At 66.6% G+C, this 17796-nt stretch carries 23 protein-coding genes and 1 other RNA gene; 13 read left to right on the forward strand and 11 right to left on the reverse strand.

Annotated elements, in window-relative coordinates; genetic code table 11:
• Positions 1–11 precede the first annotated feature (11 nt).
• The gene (locus GGQ61_RS00240) at positions 12–395 is read right to left on the reverse strand and encodes a DUF302 domain-containing protein (protein ID WP_183769369.1); all 384 of its coding nucleotides are present in this window, start codon (positions 393–395) and stop codon (positions 12–14) included.
• A gap of 229 nt (positions 396–624) precedes the next feature.
• On the opposite strand from GGQ61_RS00240, the gene GGQ61_RS00245 reads away from it, so the two are divergent.
• Positions 625–1626, forward strand: a complete 1002-nt coding sequence (locus tag GGQ61_RS00245; RefSeq protein ID WP_183769370.1) for a zinc-dependent alcohol dehydrogenase family protein — start codon at positions 625–627, stop codon at positions 1624–1626.
• A gap of 25 nt (positions 1627–1651) precedes the next feature.
• On the opposite strand, the gene GGQ61_RS00250 is transcribed toward GGQ61_RS00245, so the two are convergent.
• From GGQ61_RS00250 to GGQ61_RS00260, 3 genes are read right to left on the reverse strand one after another with little or no spacing between them, the layout of a single operon-like run.
• On the reverse strand, positions 1652–2251 hold the full coding sequence (locus GGQ61_RS00250) for an NAD(P)H-dependent oxidoreductase (protein WP_183769371.1): 600 nt from the start codon (positions 2249–2251) through the stop codon (positions 1652–1654).
• Positions 2248–2697: a hypothetical protein gene (locus GGQ61_RS00255; RefSeq protein WP_183769372.1), complete on the reverse strand. Its 450-nt coding sequence runs from the start codon at positions 2695–2697 to the stop codon at positions 2248–2250. The genes GGQ61_RS00250 and GGQ61_RS00255 overlap by 4 nt, the downstream gene beginning before the upstream one ends.
• Before the next feature lie 8 nt (positions 2698–2705).
• Positions 2706–3473, reverse strand: coding sequence for an SDR family NAD(P)-dependent oxidoreductase (locus GGQ61_RS00260; protein WP_183769373.1), 768 nt, complete (start codon positions 3471–3473; stop codon positions 2706–2708).
• Between the two features lie 209 nt (positions 3474–3682).
• On the opposite strand from GGQ61_RS00260, the gene dusA reads away from it, so the two are divergent.
• Positions 3683–4714, forward strand: coding sequence for a tRNA dihydrouridine(20/20a) synthase DusA (gene dusA / locus GGQ61_RS00265; RefSeq protein ID WP_183769374.1), 1032 nt, complete (start codon positions 3683–3685; stop codon positions 4712–4714).
• On the opposite strand, the gene GGQ61_RS00270 is transcribed toward dusA, so the two are convergent.
• The 3 genes from GGQ61_RS00270 to GGQ61_RS00280 all read right to left on the reverse strand — a co-directional run bounded on the left by GGQ61_RS00270 (position 4658) and on the right by GGQ61_RS00280 (position 5954).
• Entirely contained in the window at positions 4658–5161 is a 504-nt protein-coding gene (locus GGQ61_RS00270) for a TIGR02281 family clan AA aspartic protease (RefSeq protein WP_183769375.1), read from the reverse strand. The genes dusA and GGQ61_RS00270 overlap by 57 nt on opposite strands.
• Before the next feature lie 131 nt (positions 5162–5292).
• On the reverse strand, positions 5293–5511 hold the full coding sequence (locus GGQ61_RS00275; protein WP_183769376.1) for a DUF1289 domain-containing protein: 219 nt from the start codon (positions 5509–5511) through the stop codon (positions 5293–5295).
• A gap of 20 nt (positions 5512–5531) precedes the next feature.
• Positions 5532–5954 carry a PaaI family thioesterase gene (locus GGQ61_RS00280; protein WP_183769377.1) on the reverse strand — a complete coding sequence of 141 codons (423 nt, stop codon included), beginning with the start codon at positions 5952–5954 and terminating at the stop codon, positions 5532–5534.
• Between the two features lie 173 nt (positions 5955–6127).
• On the opposite strand from GGQ61_RS00280, the gene GGQ61_RS00285 reads away from it, so the two are divergent.
• Together GGQ61_RS00285 and GGQ61_RS00290 are read left to right on the forward strand one after the other, a co-directional pair.
• On the forward strand, positions 6128–6445 hold the full coding sequence (locus GGQ61_RS00285) for a hypothetical protein (protein ID WP_183769378.1): 318 nt from the start codon (positions 6128–6130) through the stop codon (positions 6443–6445).
• 151 nt (positions 6446–6596) lie between these two features.
• Positions 6597–8054, forward strand: a complete 1458-nt coding sequence (locus GGQ61_RS00290; RefSeq protein WP_183769379.1) for a phospholipase D-like domain-containing protein — start codon at positions 6597–6599, stop codon at positions 8052–8054.
• On the opposite strand, the gene GGQ61_RS00295 is transcribed toward GGQ61_RS00290, so the two are convergent.
• Positions 8041–8772: an endonuclease/exonuclease/phosphatase family protein gene (locus GGQ61_RS00295; protein ID WP_183769380.1), complete on the reverse strand. Its 732-nt coding sequence runs from the start codon at positions 8770–8772 to the stop codon at positions 8041–8043. The two genes, GGQ61_RS00290 and GGQ61_RS00295, sit on opposite strands and share 14 nt — an antisense overlap.
• Before the next feature lie 110 nt (positions 8773–8882).
• On the opposite strand from GGQ61_RS00295, the gene GGQ61_RS00300 reads away from it, so the two are divergent.
• From GGQ61_RS00300 to GGQ61_RS00310, 3 genes are all read left to right on the forward strand, one after another.
• Complete coding sequence (locus tag GGQ61_RS00300) at positions 8883–9260, forward strand: TonB family protein (RefSeq protein ID WP_183769381.1); 378 nt, start codon at positions 8883–8885, stop codon at positions 9258–9260.
• 130 nt (positions 9261–9390) lie between these two features.
• Entirely contained in the window at positions 9391–10593 is a 1203-nt protein-coding gene (locus GGQ61_RS00305) for an acyl-CoA dehydrogenase family protein (RefSeq protein ID WP_183769382.1), read from the forward strand.
• Positions 10594–10678: 85 nt separating this feature from the next.
• Positions 10679–11824, forward strand: coding sequence for an acyl-CoA dehydrogenase family protein (locus tag GGQ61_RS00310; protein WP_183769383.1), 1146 nt, complete (start codon positions 10679–10681; stop codon positions 11822–11824).
• 58 nt (positions 11825–11882) lie between these two features.
• Here the strand turns inward: GGQ61_RS00310 and GGQ61_RS00315 are convergent, their stop codons facing one another.
• Positions 11883–12632 carry a DNA polymerase III subunit epsilon gene (locus GGQ61_RS00315; RefSeq protein WP_183769384.1) on the reverse strand — a complete coding sequence of 250 codons (750 nt, stop codon included), beginning with the start codon at positions 12630–12632 and terminating at the stop codon, positions 11883–11885.
• Between the two features lie 112 nt (positions 12633–12744).
• On the opposite strand from GGQ61_RS00315, the gene GGQ61_RS00320 reads away from it, so the two are divergent.
• Positions 12745–13173: a VOC family protein gene (locus tag GGQ61_RS00320; RefSeq protein WP_183769385.1), complete on the forward strand. Its 429-nt coding sequence runs from the start codon at positions 12745–12747 to the stop codon at positions 13171–13173.
• 3 nt (positions 13174–13176) lie between these two features.
• On the opposite strand, the gene GGQ61_RS00325 is transcribed toward GGQ61_RS00320, so the two are convergent.
• Entirely contained in the window at positions 13177–13758 is a 582-nt protein-coding gene (locus tag GGQ61_RS00325; protein WP_183769386.1) for a gamma carbonic anhydrase family protein, read from the reverse strand.
• 107 nt (positions 13759–13865) lie between these two features.
• Here GGQ61_RS00325 and GGQ61_RS00330 point away from each other — a divergent pair, with 107 nt between their 5' ends.
• The 4 genes from GGQ61_RS00330 (at position 13866) to GGQ61_RS00345 (ending at position 16848) form a co-directional block, all read left to right on the forward strand.
• On the forward strand, positions 13866–14759 hold the full coding sequence (locus tag GGQ61_RS00330; protein WP_183769387.1) for a DMT family transporter: 894 nt from the start codon (positions 13866–13868) through the stop codon (positions 14757–14759).
• Positions 14756–15481: an N-acetylmuramoyl-L-alanine amidase gene (locus tag GGQ61_RS00335; protein ID WP_183769388.1), complete on the forward strand. Its 726-nt coding sequence runs from the start codon at positions 14756–14758 to the stop codon at positions 15479–15481. The genes GGQ61_RS00330 and GGQ61_RS00335 overlap by 4 nt, the downstream gene beginning before the upstream one ends.
• Entirely contained in the window at positions 15478–15993 is a 516-nt protein-coding gene (locus GGQ61_RS00340) for a GNAT family N-acetyltransferase (RefSeq protein WP_183769389.1), read from the forward strand. The genes GGQ61_RS00335 and GGQ61_RS00340 overlap by 4 nt, the downstream gene beginning before the upstream one ends.
• 87 nt (positions 15994–16080) lie before the next feature.
• Positions 16081–16848 (forward strand): SDR family oxidoreductase, encoded by a 768-nt coding sequence (locus GGQ61_RS00345; RefSeq protein ID WP_183769390.1) that lies wholly within the window; start codon positions 16081–16083, stop codon positions 16846–16848.
• Between the two features lie 42 nt (positions 16849–16890).
• Here GGQ61_RS00345 and GGQ61_RS00350 read toward each other — a convergent pair whose 3' ends face one another.
• Positions 16891–17124, reverse strand: a complete 234-nt coding sequence (locus GGQ61_RS00350; protein ID WP_183769391.1) for a hypothetical protein — start codon at positions 17122–17124, stop codon at positions 16891–16893.
• A 238-nt stretch (positions 17125–17362) separates the two neighbouring features.
• Here GGQ61_RS00350 and rnpB point away from each other — a divergent pair.
• Positions 17363–17741, forward strand: an RNA gene (gene rnpB, locus GGQ61_RS00355) — RNase P RNA component class A.
• The last annotated feature ends 55 nt before the right edge of the window (positions 17742–17796 follow it).

Raw genomic sequence — 17796 nt, forward strand, 5'->3', positions numbered from 1 at the left:
GCGGCGACGGTTCAGAGCTTCGCGATCACGGCCTGAAGCTTGCCGGCGACGGCGGCGGCCACCTCACGCAGTCGGGGATTGTCGACTGCGCTCATCGAGGCGACCGGGTCGACGGCCGCCACCTCCGCATCGCCGCTGGGCAGCAGCTGGACCACGACGTTGCATGGCAACATCGTCCCGACCTTATCCTCGAGCTGCAGCGCCTGGTGGGCCATCGCGGGATTGCATGCGCCAAGAATGAGATAGGGGCGGAAGTCTGCGCCGAGCTTGGCCTTCAGCGTGGCCTGGATGTCGATCTCACTGATCACGCCGAAACCCTCGGCGGCCAGTGCGCTCCGTGTTGCGGCGACGACAGCGTCGAAGTCGCCGGCGACCGTTTTGGCGAAGTAGTACATGGCGCGCTCCAGGATTCTGTCGAGAGCGACACTCTCGGCTCGGCGCAAGAGGCCGGCATTGAGCGAGGTCAATACCCACGGACGCCGAGCGCAGCGGCGATCGCTTCGAAGCCGACCGTCGGAAACGAGAACGTCTTGCGCCGCTGGAACGCTGCGGCCTTGACCCCGCGCAATGCCGGCGACGGCTTTACGCGTGAAAAGGGCGGGACCGGTCCGGAGGCGAATTGACATGTACGCCATGCGACTACGGCAGGTACGACATCCTTTGGTGGCTGAGACATGCCCCGATCCGGCGCCCGGCCCAGGCGAGGTGCGGCTTCGAGTTCGGGCGTGCGGCGTGTGTCGTACAGACCTCCATGTCGTCGATGGCGATCTCGCACCGATGCGGAGCTCGGTCAGCCCTGGCCACGAAATCGTCGGCGTCGTCGAGGCCGTCGGGTCAGGCGTGACGGAAGTCGGCCTTGGGGATCGCCTCGGCGTGTGCTGGTTGGCGGGGACGTGCGGCGTCTGCCGGTATTGTCGCGAGGGACGGGAAAACCTCTGCGATGCGGCCGAGTTCACGGGCTGGAGCCGCGATGGAGGTTATGCTGACCGCGTGATCGCCCGGGCCGACTTTTGCTGCCGGATACCCGCAGAGCTCAGCGATACTGACGCCGCTCCGCTTCTGTGCGCCGGACTGATCGGCTTTAGGGCTTGGCGGGCCGCCTGCGCGGGGGAGGCCGTTCGCCATCTCGGCCTCTATGGGTTCGGCGCCGCCGCGCACCTGCTGGCTCAACTCGCAATCTATGAGGGGCAGGCGGTATACGCCTTCACCCGAGACGACGATGAACAGGCGCAGGCTTTGGCGAGGGAATTGGGGTGCGCCTGGGCTGGTGGCTCGAGCGAACGGGCGCCCGTCCCCCTCGACGCAGCCATAATCTTCGCCCCTGTCGGCGACTTGGCGCCCATCGCCCTGGCGGCGGTGCGTAAGGGCGGGGCGGTCGTATGCGGCGGGATACACATGAGCGATATTCCGCGTTTCGAGTACGCATTGCTTTGGGGGGAGCGACGTCTGCTCTCGGTCGCCAACCTCACGCGGGAAGACGCGAGAGACTACTTGCCGCGTGCCGCCGCTGCGGGCGTTCGGCCGCGCACGGTTCTTTACCCACTCGCCGATGCGAACCAGGCGCTGAACGACCTGCGGGCCGGCGCCTTCGTCGGCGCCGCCGTCCTGACGCCAGACGCGCCGTAAACGAGGCGGTCCGCCCGCAGTCCGATCAGGCGGTCGGAACTCCGAAATGCCGAGCGGCGGCGGCTCGGACTTTGGCGAATACATCCGCCGCGGACTCTTCGGTGATGTCCGAAACAATGCCGCCGAAGTGAATATGGTCGATGACGGTCAGGCCGCAGGTTCCGGCCAAGTGATTGTCGAACAGCTGGCTCAAGGCCGTCATCGCGCCGGTGTCACGGACCCAGCGGTCGGGAGCGCCGGACGTCGTGAAACTGATCAGCTTGCGTCCCGTGAGGGACGGCTGGTTACCGCCCAGCCCAGGTTCAAAGCCAAATCCCATGCCGAAAATCCGGTCAACATAGCCCTTCAGAATCGCGGGCGGTGCGTTGAACCAGAGCGGATAGACGAAGGCGAACACGTCGATATCCGCCAAGCGCGCACGCTCGCGAAGCACATCGGCGCGGAACACGGGCGCCTTGGGCCCGGGGATCTCGGCGGCCTTCAGGCAAGGATCGAAGCGAATGGCGTAGAGATCGCGGACATCGACCCGATGACCCAATTCTTCGGCTGCGGCGCGATAGGTTTGGGCGATCGCGGCGTTGAGGCTTTTGTGCGAAGGATGAGCGAGGATGACGGCGTGCTTCACGGCGATTTCCGGAGTCTGCGATCGGGCTTGGTCGAGGCGCGCCGGGTCCGGGACTGCAGTCGCCAAACCGCCCATGGGACCAGGGCCATCGCCAGCAGTCCGATCGGCATCAGGCCGCCTTGGTTCAAATCGTAGTCGACCAACATTTGGCTCCAGTTCCGGCCCATGATCCCGCCGAGGCCGAATTCGAAGGCGAGGGTGAGCAAAGCCCACATGGCTCCCGTGGCCAGCGCCTGGCCCGTCGTGCGGATCCGCATCCACGGCAGGAGCGCCCAGGTGATCGCGGCGATGACGAGGACGCCGACAAGCACCGAGATCTGCCGAAGCGCTTGCTCCAGGGCCGGGGAAAGCAGCAGGCGGCGCGCGGCGCCCTGCAGGCTCTCGGCCGCCATGAGCAGGAGCCACACCAGAACCGCGCGGATGAGAGCGTTGAGAAACGCAGTCATGATGCTTCTCACCGCGCCGTGTAGCCGCCATCGATCACCAGCTCCGCGCCTGTGACGAACTTGGCTTCGTCCGAGGCGAGGTAGACGCAACCCCAGGCGATGTCGTCTGGCTCGCCCATGTGACCGAGTGGATGTAGCGCGCCGACCGCTAGGCGGCCCTCCGCCACGTCGCCGTGGGCTTTGAGATAGCCCTCCACCATCGGCGTCCAGATGAAGCCTGGGTGGATGGAGTTCACGCGGATCTTCTCAGGCGCATAAAGCAGGGCGTCCGTCTTGGTCATCATGCGCACCGCCCCCTTCGAGGCGTGATACGGCGGCACGTCAGGAGCGCTGACCAGGCCGTAGATCGAGCTGAGGTTGATGATGCTGCCGCCGCCTGCGTGGCGCATGTGGGGGATCACATGCTTGACGCCGAAGAACACGCCCTTGACGTTTACGGCCTGGACCGCGTCCCACTCGGCTTCGGTCAGCTCATCGGTCGGCTTATCGGCTCCTGCGACGCCCGCGTTGTTTACGAGGATGTCGATCTGGCCAAACCGCGCGGCGGCCTCGCCAAGCACCCTCTGGAACTCGGCTTCGTGCGAAACATCCAATCGCCACGCTGACGCCTGAAGGCCCCGCACGATAAGCTCGTCGACAAACACGTTGGCCTCGTCGAGCCGTAGGTCGCAGACTGCGATCGCTGCGCCTTCCTCGGCCATTCGCAACGCGGTGGCGCGTCCTAAGCCCAGGGCGCCTCCGGTGATCACTGCGACCTTTCCCTCCAGCCTGCGCATGGAGACCTCCTTCGTCGTCTCCCTTAGCCTAGGCGCCCGGAACTCATGGGCTTTGCGCCGGATCAATCGGGCCGCGCATCGGGCGGAAAGCTTCCCTGAAGTCCTTTCGAGTGCGAAACCGGTGCGGTGAGTTAGCGAAAGGGGGCGAATTCCGTCGTGGATTGGCGTAGAACCGCGCGCTCGGCGGCCCGCCTAATCTCTCAGGTTTCATGAAGAAATCGACGAAATTTCAACCGTATAGGCTGTCCGTTGCGCCTATGATGGACTGGACGGACCGGCATTGCCGGGGTTTGCACCGCACGCTTTCGGCGCGGGCGCTGCTCTACACTGAGATGCTGACCACGGGCGCGGTGCTGCACGGCGATCGGGAGCGGCTGCTGGCCTATGACCCAGCCGAGCATCCGGTGGCGCTGCAACTAGGCGGGTCGGAACCGGCCGATCTGGTCGCCGCCGCGAAGATCGGCGAGGCAGAGGGATATGACGAGATCAACCTCAACGTCGGATGCCCCTCCGACCGAGTGCAGAGCGGCCGCTTCGGCGCCTGCCTGATGCGCGAGCCCGAACTGGTGGCCGAGTGCATGTCGGCCATGGGTGCGGCGGTGAAGGTCCCGGTGACGGTGAAGTGCCGGATCGGCGTCGACGACCAGGATCCCGAGGAAAGCCTGTTCCGCCTGGTCGATCTATGCGCCCAGGCCGGGGTGTCCACCTTTGTCGTCCACGCCCGCAAGGCTTGGCTGAAGGGTCTGTCGCCGAAGGAAAATCGCGACGTTCCGCCGCTCGACTATCCCCTGGTGCACCGGCTGAAGCGCGAGCGGCCAGAGCTGACCATCGTGATCAACGGCGGGATCGGGACGCTCGACGAGGCCGAACAGCACCTGGGCGCGGTGGACGGCGTCATGCTTGGCCGCGCGGCCTACCACACGCCGGCGTTGCTGGGCGAAGTCGACCGGCGGGTGTTCGGGGTGGCCGGCGAGGACGTCGACAGCTTCCGAGCGGTCGAGCTCTATAGGCCCTATGTCGAGCGCGAGCTGGCGGCGGGCACTCATCTGGCGGCTATCACCCGGCACATGCTGGGGCTGTTTCATGGCATGCCCGGCGCGCGCGCCTGGCGCCGCATACTGACCGTCGAGGGCGTGAAGGCCGGCGCCGGGATGGCCGTGATCGACGCGGCCCTGGCCGAGGTTCTACGGGCGCAGGATGAGCGCCGAGCGCGTGGCCTCGAAGCTGGCCAGGCGGCCTAGATAGGTCATGCCGAGCAGCGAGCTTTCCAGCCCGCTCTCGATGACCAAGGCCTGCACATCGTTGAGCGCTGCGCCGGCGACCGAGACGCGGCCGAGGGTGACGGCGGCGGCGCGGGTCTCCCCAGAGGCGGTAACGACCTTGTAGTTGTAGTCGAGCTTGTCGGTGGCGATCCCCAGGCGCCGGGCGTCGGCCAGGGTCAGGGCGACAGCGCTGGCGCCGGTGTCGACGAGGAAGCGCACGCGCGAGCCGTTGACGTCCGCCTCGGCCCAATAGTGACCATCGTCGCCCTTGGCGATGGAGGCGGGCTGGGCGTGGGCCGCAGCCTGCGGCGTGATGGCGAGCGCCGCGCGCAATTCGGGTTTTGGATCGGTCAGGGTGTTCAGCGCTTCGGCTGCGCCCACTGCAGACACAGCGCCGAGCAGCGCCACTACCGCCAATTTGAGCATGTCCCGCACCCCGCCGCTTCGGCTCTACCGCGGGCCGTTCTCGGCCCTATTGGTGCGCAACTTACGCGGACGGGGTTTGCAAGGCGTGAATCGAATCTTGCCGAAAAGCTAACTACAGCAAAGGCTTAAGGTTAAAACATCGCCAACTTTTCGGGGCGGATCTGGCCGCGGCGGGTCGGCAGCTCGTCCATGATCCGGGCGCGATCCGCATCGCTCAGCTTGGCCCAACCAGCCACCTCGTTCAGCCGGCGATAGCAGCCGAGGCAGAGGCCGCTCTCACCATCGACGACGCAGACCTTGATGCAGGGAGTCTTGATCGGGGCGGGCGGCCTGGCTGGGGTGTCGGTCATGGCTCTCGGTGCGCAGTGGGTCAGGGGATAGCGTAGGTGACGGTGGCCTGGGCCGCTAGCCGATCGGGATGTTCGGTCCAGAGCCGAACGTCGCAGACCGCGCTGCGGCGACCAAGGCGGAGCATCAGGGCCTCGGCGTGCAGGTCGCCGGGCTGGGCGCCGCGCAGGAAATTCATCACCAGAGAACTGGTCACCGCCATCAACTGATCGCCGATGTGCGCGAGGATCAGTGCGTACGCTGCGGTGTCGGCCAGCGACATCAGGTTCGGGCCGGAGATCAGCCGCCCTGGGCGCAGCATGTTGTCGTGATAGGCCCGCACGAGCCGGACCCGTCCCGACGCGACCTCAGTCACCTCGGGGAAATGGGCGTCCGACCCGTCGGGAAACGCGCTTCGAAGCAGGGCGTTGACCTGTGCGGCGTCAAGCTTGAGCGAAAGTGTCATGACCCAGCTTCGCGTCGGGCTCCAAACATTACAAGATATTTATGATCGTTAGTAATTGTTTTCAATCATGACCTATATTTAATCTGCGAATACTAATCATTGCCGGGAATTCATTTGAGTCTTCCTGGCCTCGCGAGCAGTTTCCCTTCATCGTATTTCGAGGGAGTTACGCCATGAAACTGATCGCCATCGCCCTGACGTCTGCTGGTTTGCTGGCCGCGGCCGGTTCGGCCTCCGCCGCCGTCAGCGACGTGGAATACCTGAAGGCCAATCGCTGCCGCGGACTGGCCGCCTCCGGGATTGCCACCGTCGACACCGCCTCGATGGACGCTTTCATCAAGAGCGAAGGTCGCACCCGCAACGCCTTCGTCACCGACCGCGGCAAGTCAGAGTTCGACAAGGCCAAGCGCGAGGGCAAGACCGACAACACCGACCGCAAGGCGCGTCTCGTCGCCGAACTGAACGGCCCCTGCCAGGCCTACAAGGGCTAACGCCTGACCGCCCGCTGGTCCCCACCCGGCAGTCGCTTCCAGACTGAGCGCCCGAGTCCCCCGGCCGGGCGCTCTTTTCTTTTTGCTGCGGAACCAGGCTTGGCCGTACGCTTTGATGGGTGGAGGCCGTAGCTGGGCGATAGGGTCGGTGATGGATTTGTTGAGGCCCGGCGAGACGTGCTGGCGCAAAGAACGCGCGGGCCGAGCCGCCTTTCTGGTCGATACCGAGGCCTATTTCACCGCAGTCTTCGAGGCGCTACGCAAGGCGCGCCGATCGGTCTTGCTGCTGGGATGGGGGTTCGATCCGCGCGCGCGGCTGTTTCCAGACGGTTTCGATGGACCAGCCGATCCGGACGAGGTGGGCCGCATCCTGGTGGCGCTGTCGAAGGCGCGGCCGGACCTCGATATCCGCGTGCTGATCTGGAAGTCGGCGCTGCCCATCGCCGCCAGCCAGCAGTTCTTCCCGCACAGGGCGCGCAAATGGTTCCGCGGCACAGGCGTCAAGTTCTGGCTGGACGACCACGTGCCATTCGGCGCCTGTCACCATCAGAAGGTGCTGGTGGTCGACGACGCGCTGGCCTTTTGCGGCGGCGGCGACATCAGCGTCGATCGGTGGGACACGCCGGGCCACCTGGAGCACGATCCGCGCCGGATCATGCCCGACCAACACCATCACGCGCCCCGCCACGAGGTGATGATGATGGTGGATGGCGCAGCGGCGCAGGCCTTGGGCGACCTAGCCCGGGAACGCTGGCGGCGCGCCACCGGCGAGGCGCTGCCCAAGCCGGAGCCGACCGGCGAGGATCCCTGGCCCGTCTACGTCCCCGCGCACCTGAGCAATGTCGACGTCTCGATCCAGCGCACCGAGCCGGCCTGGGACGAGCGTCCCGCCGTCACTGAAATCCGCCGCCTGACCCTGGAGTCGATCCTGGAGGCGAAGTCGTTGATCTATCTGGAGAACCAGTACTTCGCATCACCGCTCTACGCCGCAGCGCTGGCCAAGCGGTTGGCCGAGCCGGATGGTCCCGAGGTGGTGCTGATCTCAACCGGCCAAAGTCCCAGTTGGTTCGACCAACTGACCATGGACCGCGCCCGATCGAACATGCTCTGGCGACTGCGTGCGGCCGACGTCTTCGGGCGGTTCCGGGCTTGGTATCCGACCACCCCGGCCGGAACCAAGATCATCGTGCACTCGAAAGTGACGATCATCGACGAGCAACTGGCGCGGGTGGGGTCGGCGAACCTCAACAACCGTTCGGGCGGCTTCGACACCGAGGTCGAACTGGGCGTGCAGGTCGACGACGGCGGCGAGGAACTGACTATCGGGGCGCTGCGCGACCGGCTGATCGGGCACTTCCTTGGCTGCACGGGCGATGCGGTGGCCAAGGCGCGGGCCGAGCGCCGCGGCATGATCTCGGCGATCGAGTTTCTCAACACCGAAGGGCGTTTGTCGCCGATCCTGCCGATGAAGCAGACGCCCCTCGGCGAGATCATCGCCACCTATCACCTCGGCGACCCCTACGGCGTGGGCGATTCGTGGCGGGCCGACAGGCGGCGGGGCCTGCTCTACACCGAGGATCCGCTCCACACCCGGTTCATGCCACGCTGAAGTCCATCACCAGCGGCAGGTGGTCGGAGGCCGCGCGAGTCAAGGGATCGAACGGCACGAAGACATTCTCCACCTTGATCTCCGGGCTGACGAATATGTGGTCGATGCGCAGCACCGGCAGGGCCGATGGAAAGGTCGAGGTCGGCGACCTATGCGGCGACAGTCGCCGTGCCGCGGCCAGCTTGGCCGCCAGGGTGCGGTAGACCACTGACGACCCGGTGGCGTTGAAGTCGCCGAGCAGGATCGTAGGCCCTTGGCGCATCGGATGGCCGAGCCAGGAAGGGCCAGCCAGCCAGGCCGCCTGGATCTGCTGCTCGCGCGGCACCAGGCCCAGGTGGGTGTTGATCACCTGCACCGGGCGTCCCTCGACCTCGACCGAAATCCAGACCGCGCCTCGCGGCTCCAGCCGCGGGATCGGCGCGTAGCCGGGCAGGGGGCCGGTCTGGATCATACGCTCCGGATATGTGGTGAGGATGGCGTCGCCATAGAGCTCCTCCTCGACCCGCAGCGCGGGGTGGAAGTGGAAGGCCATCTTCAGCCGGCGTGCGATCTGGTGGGCCTGATCGACGCCGCCTGTACGCGCCCGACCGACGTCCAGTTCCTGCAAGGCGACGATGTCGGGTTCGAGTTGCGCGATCACCTCGGCGACGCGGCCGACGTCCAGGCGCCGATCCGTGCCGACGCAGCGGTGTACGTTGTAGGTGAGGATGCGCGGCATGGGGCCCAGGGATGCACGCCGCGAGGGCGCGACGCAACGGCTCCAACGCTGGCGCACGGCGAAGGTTCGCGAGATACCTGAAGGTAAGGTGCAAGTTCCAAGGGGGAGTAATGCTGTTGCTGGTCAGTTTCCTGGCTCAGGCCGTTCAGTCGACCGACTTGGCGGACGCGCCCAAGCCGCCGGAGCCGTTCGTGATCACCGCGCCGCCCTGGCGCAGCCGCGCGACAGGCGACGACGTCGCGCGGGTGTATCCGCGTGATGCGCTTCGGAGGGGTATAGAGGCGAGGGCGACAGTGGAGTGCCGGGTCGCGGCGGACGGGCGCATGAGCGATTGCACGCTGGTGTCCGTGGAGCCGCCAGGGCTTGGCTTTGAGGAGGCGGCGCTCAAACTGACCCCGCGCTTCCGCATGCATCTCACGACTCCGGACGGGATGTCCGTCGTCGGCGGCACGATCCGGATGCCCCTGCGGTTCTCATTGCCTCGCTGAGCGGGAGCAACTGAACCGCGACAAGTTGATGTGACGTTGACGTAAGCGTCATCTTCACATCGTCACGCGACGCGCGTATGGTCCGCGGCCAACGACATACGCTGTAAATGCTCGCGCCTGGGAGCCGCCTATGAACCTCGACTTTTCGCCTGAAGACGCCGCATTCCGTGAGGAGGCCCGCACCTTCATCGCCCAGAACTATCCCAAGGAACTGCGCGAGAAGCAGGATCGCGGCGAGGAGTTGAGCAAGGAGGACTATCTCTCCTGGCACCGCATTCTGGCCAAGAAGGGCTGGGCGACGCCGTCGTGGCCGGTGGAGTTCGGCGGCACCGGCTGGACCCCGACCCAGAAGTACATATGGTCCGAAGAGCAAGCCCGCGCCGACACCCTGGGCATCCTGCCTTTCGGCGTCTCGATGCTGGCCCCGGTGATCTACACCTTCGGCACCCAGGAGCAGAAAGAGAAGTTCCTGCCGGGCATCCGCGACGGCCTCGTGTGGTGGTGCCAGGGCTATTCGGAGCCGGGCGCCGGTTCGGACCTGGCTTCGCTGAAGACCAAGGCCGAGCGCGTCACCGGAGACGACAGCAAGGAATATTATATCGTCAACGGCCAGAAGACGTGGACGACGCTGGGCCAGCACGCCGACTGGGGCTTCTTCCTGGTCCGCACCGACCCGGACGCCAAGCCGCAGTCGGGCATCTCGTTCCTGCTGATCGACATGAAGACCCCGGGTATCGAGGTGCGTCGCATCACGACCCTGGAAGGCGGCCATGAGGTCAACGACGTCTTCCTCGACAATGTGAAGGTGCCGGTCGAGAACCGCGTGTTCCACGAGAATCAGGGGTGGACCTGCGCCAAGGCGCTACTCGCCCACGAGCGCACCGGCATCGCCGGCGTCGCCCGCTCGAAGCGCGGCCTTGAGAAGGTCCGCGAGATCGCCGGGACCGAGCGTTCGGACGCCGGCGGCGCGCTGCTGGCCGACCCGTTCTTCAAGCGCAAGGTGGCCGAACTGGAGATCGACCTGACAGCGCTCGAGTTCACCGAACTGCGCACCCTGGCCGGCGAGAGCAGCGGCAAGGGCCCGGGTCCGGAAAGCTCGATCCTCAAGATCAAGGGCACCGAGATCCAGCAGCGCCTGACCGAACTGGTGCTGGAGGCGGTCGGCCACTACGGCGCGCCGTACCTGCGCGACCTGGGTCACAACGCCAACATCGGCCCCGACTACGCCGACGGCGTGGCCGGCGATTACTTCAACATGCGCAAGACCTCCATCTACGGCGGGTCGAACGAGATCCAGCGCAACATCATCGCCAAGATGGTGCTGGGCCTCTAAGCGCCGATCGTCATAAGTCACATAACAACGCCTATTTCCCGCCTGGGCCGGAGCGCCTGGGCGGGGTGCTGCACGGGGAAACCAGATGGATTTCAGCTTCACCGAAGAACAGTCGATGCTGCGCGACACCGTCGCGAGCTATCTGGCCGACCACTACAGCTTCGAGCAGCGCCGTGACGCGCTGAAGACCGAGCCGGGCTGGCGCCCGAACGTCTGGAAGGCCTTCGCCGAGGAACTCGGCATCCTGGGCGCGCCGTTCGCCGAGGAACTGGGCGGCCTGGGCGGCGGCTCGACCGAAAACATGGTCATCATGGAAGAGCTGGGCAAAGCCCTGGTGGTCGAGCCCTACCTCGGCACCGTGGTGATCGGCGGCGGCTTCCTGAAGCATTCCGGCTATGCCGGCGCCAGCGACCTGATCGGCGGCATCATCGGCGGCGAGACGATCATCGCCTTCGCCTATGCCGAGCCGCAGGCCCGCTACACTTGGCAGGACCTGAAGACCACCGCCAAGAAGGACGGCGGCGGCTACGTCCTCAACGGCCACAAGGCCGTGGTCATCGGCGCGCCGTACGCCACGCACCTGATCGTCACCGCCCGCACCGGCGGCGGCCAGCGCGACGCCCAGGGCGTCTCGGTGTTCATCGTGCCGAAGAACGCCAAGGGCGTGACGACGCGCGATTACCCGACCGTCGACGGCTTCCGCGCCTCGGAAGTCACCTTCGAGAACGTTTCGGTCGGCGCCGACGCGCTGATCGGCACGGAAGGCGCCGCCCTTCCGCTGGTCGAGAAGGTGATCGACGAAGCCATCGTCGCCACCTGCGCCGAAGCCTGCGGCGTGTTCCGGAAGCTGCATGAAGGCACGCTGGAATACACCAAGCAGCGCAAGCAGTTCGGCCAGCCGATCAGCCAGTTCCAAGTGCTGCAGCACCGAATGGTCGACATGTTCATCAACCTCGAGCAATCGATCTCGATGACCTACATGGCCGACATCAAGCTCAGCGACAGCGACGTCGAGCGGGCCAAGGGCGCGGCGGCGGCCAAGGTGCAGATCGGCAAGGCGGCCAAGTTCATCGGTCAGAACGCCATCCAGTTGCACGGAGGCATGGGCATGACCGACGAGATGGCCATCGGCCACTACTTCAAGCGCGCCACCATGATCGAGAGCGCCTTCGGCTCGACCGATCACAACCTGGCCCGCTACGAGACCCTGAGCCTCGGCGCGGCGGCGTAAGCCCGCGCGCATGGCGGATATCGAGGCGGCGCTCTTCGGGCGCCGCCTTTTTCGTGCGTCACAGCAAGGTGCGTTGCCGCGGCGGGGGCGCGGCCTGGATTTCGATCTTGCCGCGACGACGCAACTCGGTCTCGGCGGAGAAGCGGAGGTTGGGGTCTCTATCTCGGGCGAAGCTGTGCAGGAGGTCGGTTGCGACCTCGGTCCACGGCCGCCCACGTTCCGGGCCCGTCGGCACGCGGGGGAGCAGTCCCGGCTCGTCGCTCCAGGCCAGCAGTTGGTCGACGGACGCCTCGTTCAGCATATCGCGCAGGTGGTGCGCGGTGACGTAAGCGTCCGGCATAGCCCGGTGCGCGGGCAGGCCGGTCTGACGATCCAACCCCTGGGGCATGCGCTGGTACCGGAGCAGTTGGTTCGAATAACCGGGCAAGTCCGGCCATAGGCGCAAGGCGCACTTCCAGGTGCAGATCCATCGGGCCCCGCCGCTCAGCGCAGGCGTGCAGTAACGCTGCTCGAAAGCCGCCCGGTGCGCGGCCAGCGCCAGGACGCCATCGGCGGGGCGCAGGACGTCCGGCGCCGCCTCGCGCCAGAACGGAGCGCCCACGACATCGCCGTCCATGATGTGGTGAACCGCCATTGTGGCGGTCGAGATGGGGCGGCCCGGATTGACGAATTTCGCGCCGCGTTCTTCGTTCACGGACCATCGGCCGTCCGGACCCAGGACGACGTCCTGCCAGCCGATTTCGCAGACCTCATAGGCCGAGGCGCCTGACGTCTCCAAGTCGATGACGCGGATGCGGAGCGTGGACATTCATCCAATATGGTCGCGCCGGGCCGCTCTGCCGGAAAAAGTTCGCGTGGGATGTCGGGACGGGAGGGGGGCCTTCGTCCTAGGCTCAGACCCATCCCCCAGGAGTGATCCCATGCGAATGATCTTTGTGAACCTGCCGGTGAAGAGCGTGGCCGCCTCCCGCGCATTCTTCGGCGCTCTCGGCTTTTCGTTCAACGAGCAGTTCTGCAGCGAAAACACCGCCTGCATGGTCATCGAGGAGAACATCTTCGCGATGCTGTTGGAGCATGAGCGTTTCCAGGACTTCATCAACGGCGACATCGCCGACGCTCACAAGGCGACGGAGGTGCTGACCTGCCTCTCCGCCGCCAGCCGGGCCGAGGTCGACGGCCTGCTGAGCAAGGCGCTGGCGGCGGGTGGCAAGCCCTGGAAGCCGGTCCTGGACATGGGCCCGATGTACGGCTGCAGCTTCCAGGACCTCGACGGGCATGTCTGGGAGGTGATGTTCATGGATCAGGCCGCAATGGCCGAGGGCGGGGCGCCGGAGGCGGCGAACGCCTAAGGGTCAGCCGAAGATGGCCGCCAGCCGTGCGTGCTCGGCGGCCATCTCGGCGCGGAAGCTGTCCTTCGACCACAGCCGGTAGTCGCCCTGGGCGTAGGCCTGGGCGTTGCGCCAGTAGAGGAAGGCGTTCAGCGCATTGGCGCGGCGGCTGTCGCGGGTCTTGGTCGCCGCGCCGGGCGAACCCATGACGATCGAGTTCGGCGGGATCACCGTGCCTTCCTTAAGGAAGCTGCCGCCGGCGACGATCGAGCCCGCGCCGACCACGCAGCCGTCCATAATCGTCGCGCCGATGCCGATCAGGCAGTTGTCGCCGATATCGCAGCCGTGCAGCGTGACGTGGTGCGTGATCGAGCAGTTCTCGCCCACGATGGTCGGGGTCCCCGAGCCGACATGGATCATCACAAAGTCCTGGATGTTGGTCCGCCGGCCGATCACGACCTTTTGGCTCTCGGCGCGGGCCACGACGTTGCACCAGATCGAGGCCTCCGGCGCGATCTCCACCGCGCCGAATATTCGCGCCGAGGGGTCGATCCAGGCCGAACCGTGATCTTGGACGTCGGGGCCTAGGAAGGGGGCGGCGGTCATGTCTGGAACTCCGGGCTCGAACTGGGCGCCACAATCGGGGATTTCCCAAACGTCGCACAAGCCGCGCACTTGCCAAACGCGGTCCAACCGCGCCTAACCGCCAGGTCATGGCCCTTCGCGACTTCGCCCTCCTGGTCTTCGTCTGTCTGTTGTGGGCGACCAACAACATCGTCTCGAAGTACGTGGTCGCCTATCTGCACGCTCCGCCGCTGTTCTATGCGGCGGTTCGCTTCATCATCGTGGCGGCGGCGGTGTTCCCCTGGCTGCGCAACCCGCCGCGGCCGCTGTGGCGGCTGCTGCTGATCGCGGTCTGCATGGGGGCCGGCTCGTTCGCCTTCATGTTCATTGCGCTGAAGACCGCCAGCCCATCGTCGGCCGCGATCGTGAGTCAGCTCATGGTGCCGACCACGACCTTCCTGTCATTCATGCTGCTGGGCGAACGGCTGAACCGTCGCCGCCTGCTGGGCATCAGCCTGACCCTGGTCGGCGCCCTGGCGGTGATGTGGGATCCGCACGGCTTCACCCTGACCGGCGGCCTGGCGTTCGTGCTGGTTTCGGTCGTGCTGGGCTCGCTCGGCTCGGTGCTGATGAAGCAGATGGAAGGGGTCAAGCCTCTGCAGTTCCAGGCCTGGGTCGGAGTGGCCTCGGCCGCCGTGCTGATCCCGATGTCGCTGATCTTCGAGCCGGGCGGCGTCGAAACCGGCCTGGCCATCGGTTGGCGGTTCTGGGCCGCGGTGATCTTCTCGGCCCTGGTGGTGTCTGTATTCGGCCACACTGCCTACTACTGGCTGATCCAGCGCTATGAGGCGAACCTGATCTCGCCGTTGACCCTGATGACGCCGCTGGCCACCATCGGCCTTGGAGTCGTCATCACCCACGACCCGTTCGACGCACGCATGGCATTTGGCGCCGCGGTGGCGCTGGCGGGCGTTCTGATCATCGCCATGAGGCCCAACCAGATCATGCTGCTGCTGCTCAACCTGCGGGGACGGGCCCGATGAACTTCATTGAAGCGGTCTCGCCGAACTTCAACGAGCGCAAGGTCCCGCCCGACATCATCGTGCTGCACTACACCGGCATGAAGACCGGAGAGGAGGCGCTCGCCTGGCTGTGCAACGAGGAGTCCAAGGTCTCGTCGCACTATCTCGTCGAGGAGGATGGGCGGGTGTTCCGGCTGGTGCCTGAGGAACGCCGCGCCTGGCACGCCGGCGTCTCGTCCTGGAAGGGCGAGACCGACATCAACGGCCGCTCGATCGGCATTGAGATCGTCAATCCCGGCCACGAGTGGGGCTATCGCCCCTTCCCGAAGGCCCAGATCGACGCGGTGATCGAACTGCTGTCCGACATCCGCAGCCGTTGGCAGGTCGAGGACGGGCGCATCGTCGGCCACTCCGACGTCGCCCCGGCCCGCAAGGACGACCCGGGCGAGCTGTTCCCCTGGAAGACGCTGGCCCAGGCCGGCCATGGGCTGTGGGTCGAGCCCGATGCAGCGCCTGGCGCCCCGCTGTCCGAGGGCGAGGAGAGCGCCGGGGTGTTCGCGCTGCAGGCCGGACTGACCCGGCTGGGCTACGACAGCGCCCCCTCAGGCAAGTACGACGCCGACACCACCACCATCGTGCGCGCCTTCCAGCGCCACTGGCGGCCGGAGAAGGTCGACGGGATCGCCGACGGCATGACCCGCGCGCGGCTGATCGCCCTGTTGCGGGCGGCGGCGGTCTCGTGAGCGAGCCGATCATCCGGGCCACGACGGCCGGTGACGCCACGCAGGTGCTGGCGCTCTATCGCGCCGCGGCTGGAGGTTCGGGCGGTCTGGCGCGGCGGCCCGAGGAGATGGACCTGGCCTATGTCGAGGGCTTTCTCGCCAAGGCCCACGCCGGCGGCGTGAGCTTGGGCGCCTGGATCGACGGGCGGCTGGCTGGCGAGATCCACGCCTCGCGTATCGGGCCGGACCAATTCGCCCACGTGCTCTCCGACCTCACCGTTGCAGTCGATCCGGCCTGGCAGGGGAAGGGCGTCGGGCGAGCGCTGTTCGCGGCGCTTTTCGCCGCGGCGCGGGAGCTGTCGCCGACGGTCACCCGCATCGAGCTCATGGCGCGCGAGGGCAATATCGACGCCATTCGTCTTTATGAGCGGCTCGGCTTCGTGATGGAGGGCCGCTTCGTCCAGCGCGTGCGCATGCCGGACGGCCGGCTGGAAGACGATATCGCCATGGGACTGCTGCTGACGCCTGCTTGACGGCGGCCGCGCCGCCCGTCAGCAGTGCTCGCCACGAGTTTTCCGCCTTTCGCCATACCTTTATTTCGAAATTGAGGGACGTATTCCATGCGCAATCTGTTCAGCGTTGAGGGCAAGGTCGCCCTGGTCACCGGCGGCAGCCGCGGCATCGGCGAGATGATCGCACGCGGCTATGTCGAGAACGGCGCCAAGGTCTACATCTCGTCACGCAAGGCCAATGTTTGCGACGGGCTGGCCGAGGAGCTGTCGAAGTACGGGACCTGCATCTCGCTGCCCTTCGACCTGTCGAACATGGACGGCATCACCGGTCTTGCCTCGGCGCTGGCCGAGCGTGAGGACAAGCTCGACATCCTGGTCAACAACGCGGGCGCCACCTGGGGCGCGCCGATCGACGAGTATCCGGAAGACGGCTGGGACAAGACCGTCGACCTGAACGTGAAGTCGATCTTCTTCCTGACCCAGAAGCTGCTGCCGCAGCTGCGCGCCGCCGCGACCCACGAGAACCCGAGCCGGGTGATCAACATCGCCTCGGTCAACGGCATCGAGCCGCCGGCGCTGGAGACCTACGCCTATTCGACCTCCAAGGCCGGCTGCATCATGCTGACCCGCCACCTGGCCAAGCGCCTGGCTCCCGAGCACATCCTCGTCAACGCCATCGCGCCCGGTCCCTTCCAGAGCCACATGATGGCCGCGACGCTAGCCCGGGCCGGCGACGCCATCGCCAAGTCGAACCCGCGCGGCCGCATCGGGACGCCGGAAGACATCGCCGGCGTGGCGATCTTCCTGGCCAGCCGCGCCAGCGCCTACACCACCGGCGCGGTGGTGCCCTGCGACGGCGGTTCGGCCGAGTTCTAGAACGGTTCGGCGAGGCGGCCCGCGCCGCCTCGCCGTTCTGTCTTAGCCGCGCCGGCCGCGTCCGCCGGGGCGGATCGGAGCGGGCGACCAGCCGCCCTTGCCGGGTTTGTGGACGCCGCCGGCCTTGCCGCCGGAGGCGCCCGGCGGGCCGCTGTTCTGCTGCTTCTTGGCCAACTGCTGCTCGATGATCGCGCGGGCGCGTTCGGCCGCGGTCAGGGGCGCGGAGTCGGTTTCAGGATGGCGCACGGGCGTGCGCGGGTCTTGGAATTTCGGCATGATGTGTCCAGTCGAGTTGAGGCGCTCGCGCCCGGCAGGCGCGGCGGGGATGGCAGGGCTCAGCCCAGCGGTCTCACGGCCTCAATCGATCACAGCACACACGTAGGCATCCTCTTCCGGACGGTTGCGACAAGGCTAGGCGCGTGAGCCGCGATGCGCAAGTCGCCGCCTGATGGGACGAAATGGGATGAGCGCCGCGCTTGACCGCGGGCGCGGGGCGGCCCACTTAGCGCGCGGACCAGACGGCCGGGCGATCGCGGCTGCTCACGCAGTCGAGGAAAGTCCGGGCTCCACTATGACATGGCGGCGGGTAACGCCCGCCGGGGGCGACCCCAGGGATAGCGCCACAGAGAGCAGACCGCCCCGGTTTCGCCCGGGGTAAGGGTGAAAGGGTGGGGTAAGAGCCCACCGCGGACCTGGTGACAGGGACGGCATGGCAAGCCCCGCCAGGAGCAAGACCGAATAGGGATTCCGCGCCCCGCAAGGGGTAGGGCCGTCATAGGCCTGAGGCGTCCGGGTAGGTCGCGAGAACCGTCCAGCAATGGACGGTCCAGAGGAATGATCGTCGCGCCCGTTCGCGGGCGGCACAGAACCCGGCTTATAGGCCGTCTGGTCCGTACTTCCGTCCCGCTTATCCACCGCCGTCCACAGACGCGGCGGCTATACTTAACA

This window comes from Phenylobacterium haematophilum, assembly GCF_014196295.1.
In the GTDB taxonomy this organism is placed as follows: Bacteria; Pseudomonadota; Alphaproteobacteria; order Caulobacterales; family Caulobacteraceae; genus Phenylobacterium; species Phenylobacterium haematophilum.

What these genes read in the sequence shown, in the direction of transcription:
- GGQ61_RS00285 (WP_183769378.1), top strand. Translation starts at nt 6,128, where the DNA reads ATGAAACTGATCGCCATCGCCCTGACGTCTGCTGGTTTGCTGGCCGCG.
- GGQ61_RS00335 (WP_183769388.1), top strand. Translation starts at nt 14,756, where the DNA reads ATGAACTTCATTGAAGCGGTCTCGCCGAACTTCAACGAGCGCAAGGTC.
- GGQ61_RS00260 (WP_183769373.1), bottom strand. Translation starts at nt 3,473, where the DNA reads ATGCGCAGGCTGGAGGGAAAGGTCGCAGTGATCACCGGAGGCGCCCTG.
- GGQ61_RS00295 (WP_183769380.1), bottom strand. Translation starts at nt 8,772, where the DNA reads ATGCCGCGCATCCTCACCTACAACGTACACCGCTGCGTCGGCACGGAT.
- GGQ61_RS00320 (WP_183769385.1), top strand. Translation starts at nt 12,745, where the DNA reads ATGCGAATGATCTTTGTGAACCTGCCGGTGAAGAGCGTGGCCGCCTCC.
- GGQ61_RS00275 (WP_183769376.1), bottom strand. Translation starts at nt 5,511, where the DNA reads ATGACCGACACCCCAGCCAGGCCGCCCGCCCCGATCAAGACTCCCTGC.
- GGQ61_RS00300 (WP_183769381.1), top strand. Translation starts at nt 8,883, where the DNA reads ATGCTGTTGCTGGTCAGTTTCCTGGCTCAGGCCGTTCAGTCGACCGAC.
- GGQ61_RS00310 (WP_183769383.1), top strand. Translation starts at nt 10,679, where the DNA reads ATGGATTTCAGCTTCACCGAAGAACAGTCGATGCTGCGCGACACCGTC.
- GGQ61_RS00330 (WP_183769387.1), top strand. Translation starts at nt 13,866, where the DNA reads ATGGCCCTTCGCGACTTCGCCCTCCTGGTCTTCGTCTGTCTGTTGTGG.
- GGQ61_RS00315 (WP_183769384.1), bottom strand. Translation starts at nt 12,632, where the DNA reads ATGTCCACGCTCCGCATCCGCGTCATCGACTTGGAGACGTCAGGCGCC.
- GGQ61_RS00350 (WP_183769391.1), bottom strand. Translation starts at nt 17,124, where the DNA reads ATGCCGAAATTCCAAGACCCGCGCACGCCCGTGCGCCATCCTGAAACC.
- GGQ61_RS00290 (WP_183769379.1), top strand. Translation starts at nt 6,597, where the DNA reads ATGGATTTGTTGAGGCCCGGCGAGACGTGCTGGCGCAAAGAACGCGCG.
- GGQ61_RS00245 (WP_183769370.1), top strand. Translation starts at nt 625, where the DNA reads ATGTACGCCATGCGACTACGGCAGGTACGACATCCTTTGGTGGCTGAG.
- GGQ61_RS00325 (WP_183769386.1), bottom strand. Translation starts at nt 13,758, where the DNA reads ATGACCGCCGCCCCCTTCCTAGGCCCCGACGTCCAAGATCACGGTTCG.
- GGQ61_RS00345 (WP_183769390.1), top strand. Translation starts at nt 16,081, where the DNA reads ATGCGCAATCTGTTCAGCGTTGAGGGCAAGGTCGCCCTGGTCACCGGC.
- GGQ61_RS00270 (WP_183769375.1), bottom strand. Translation starts at nt 5,161, where the DNA reads ATGCTCAAATTGGCGGTAGTGGCGCTGCTCGGCGCTGTGTCTGCAGTG.
- GGQ61_RS00240 (WP_183769369.1), bottom strand. Translation starts at nt 395, where the DNA reads ATGTACTACTTCGCCAAAACGGTCGCCGGCGACTTCGACGCTGTCGTC.
- GGQ61_RS00280 (WP_183769377.1), bottom strand. Translation starts at nt 5,954, where the DNA reads ATGACACTTTCGCTCAAGCTTGACGCCGCACAGGTCAACGCCCTGCTT.
- GGQ61_RS00255 (WP_183769372.1), bottom strand. Translation starts at nt 2,697, where the DNA reads ATGACTGCGTTTCTCAACGCTCTCATCCGCGCGGTTCTGGTGTGGCTC.
- dusA (WP_183769374.1), top strand. Translation starts at nt 3,683, where the DNA reads ATGAAGAAATCGACGAAATTTCAACCGTATAGGCTGTCCGTTGCGCCT.
- GGQ61_RS00305 (WP_183769382.1), top strand. Translation starts at nt 9,391, where the DNA reads ATGAACCTCGACTTTTCGCCTGAAGACGCCGCATTCCGTGAGGAGGCC.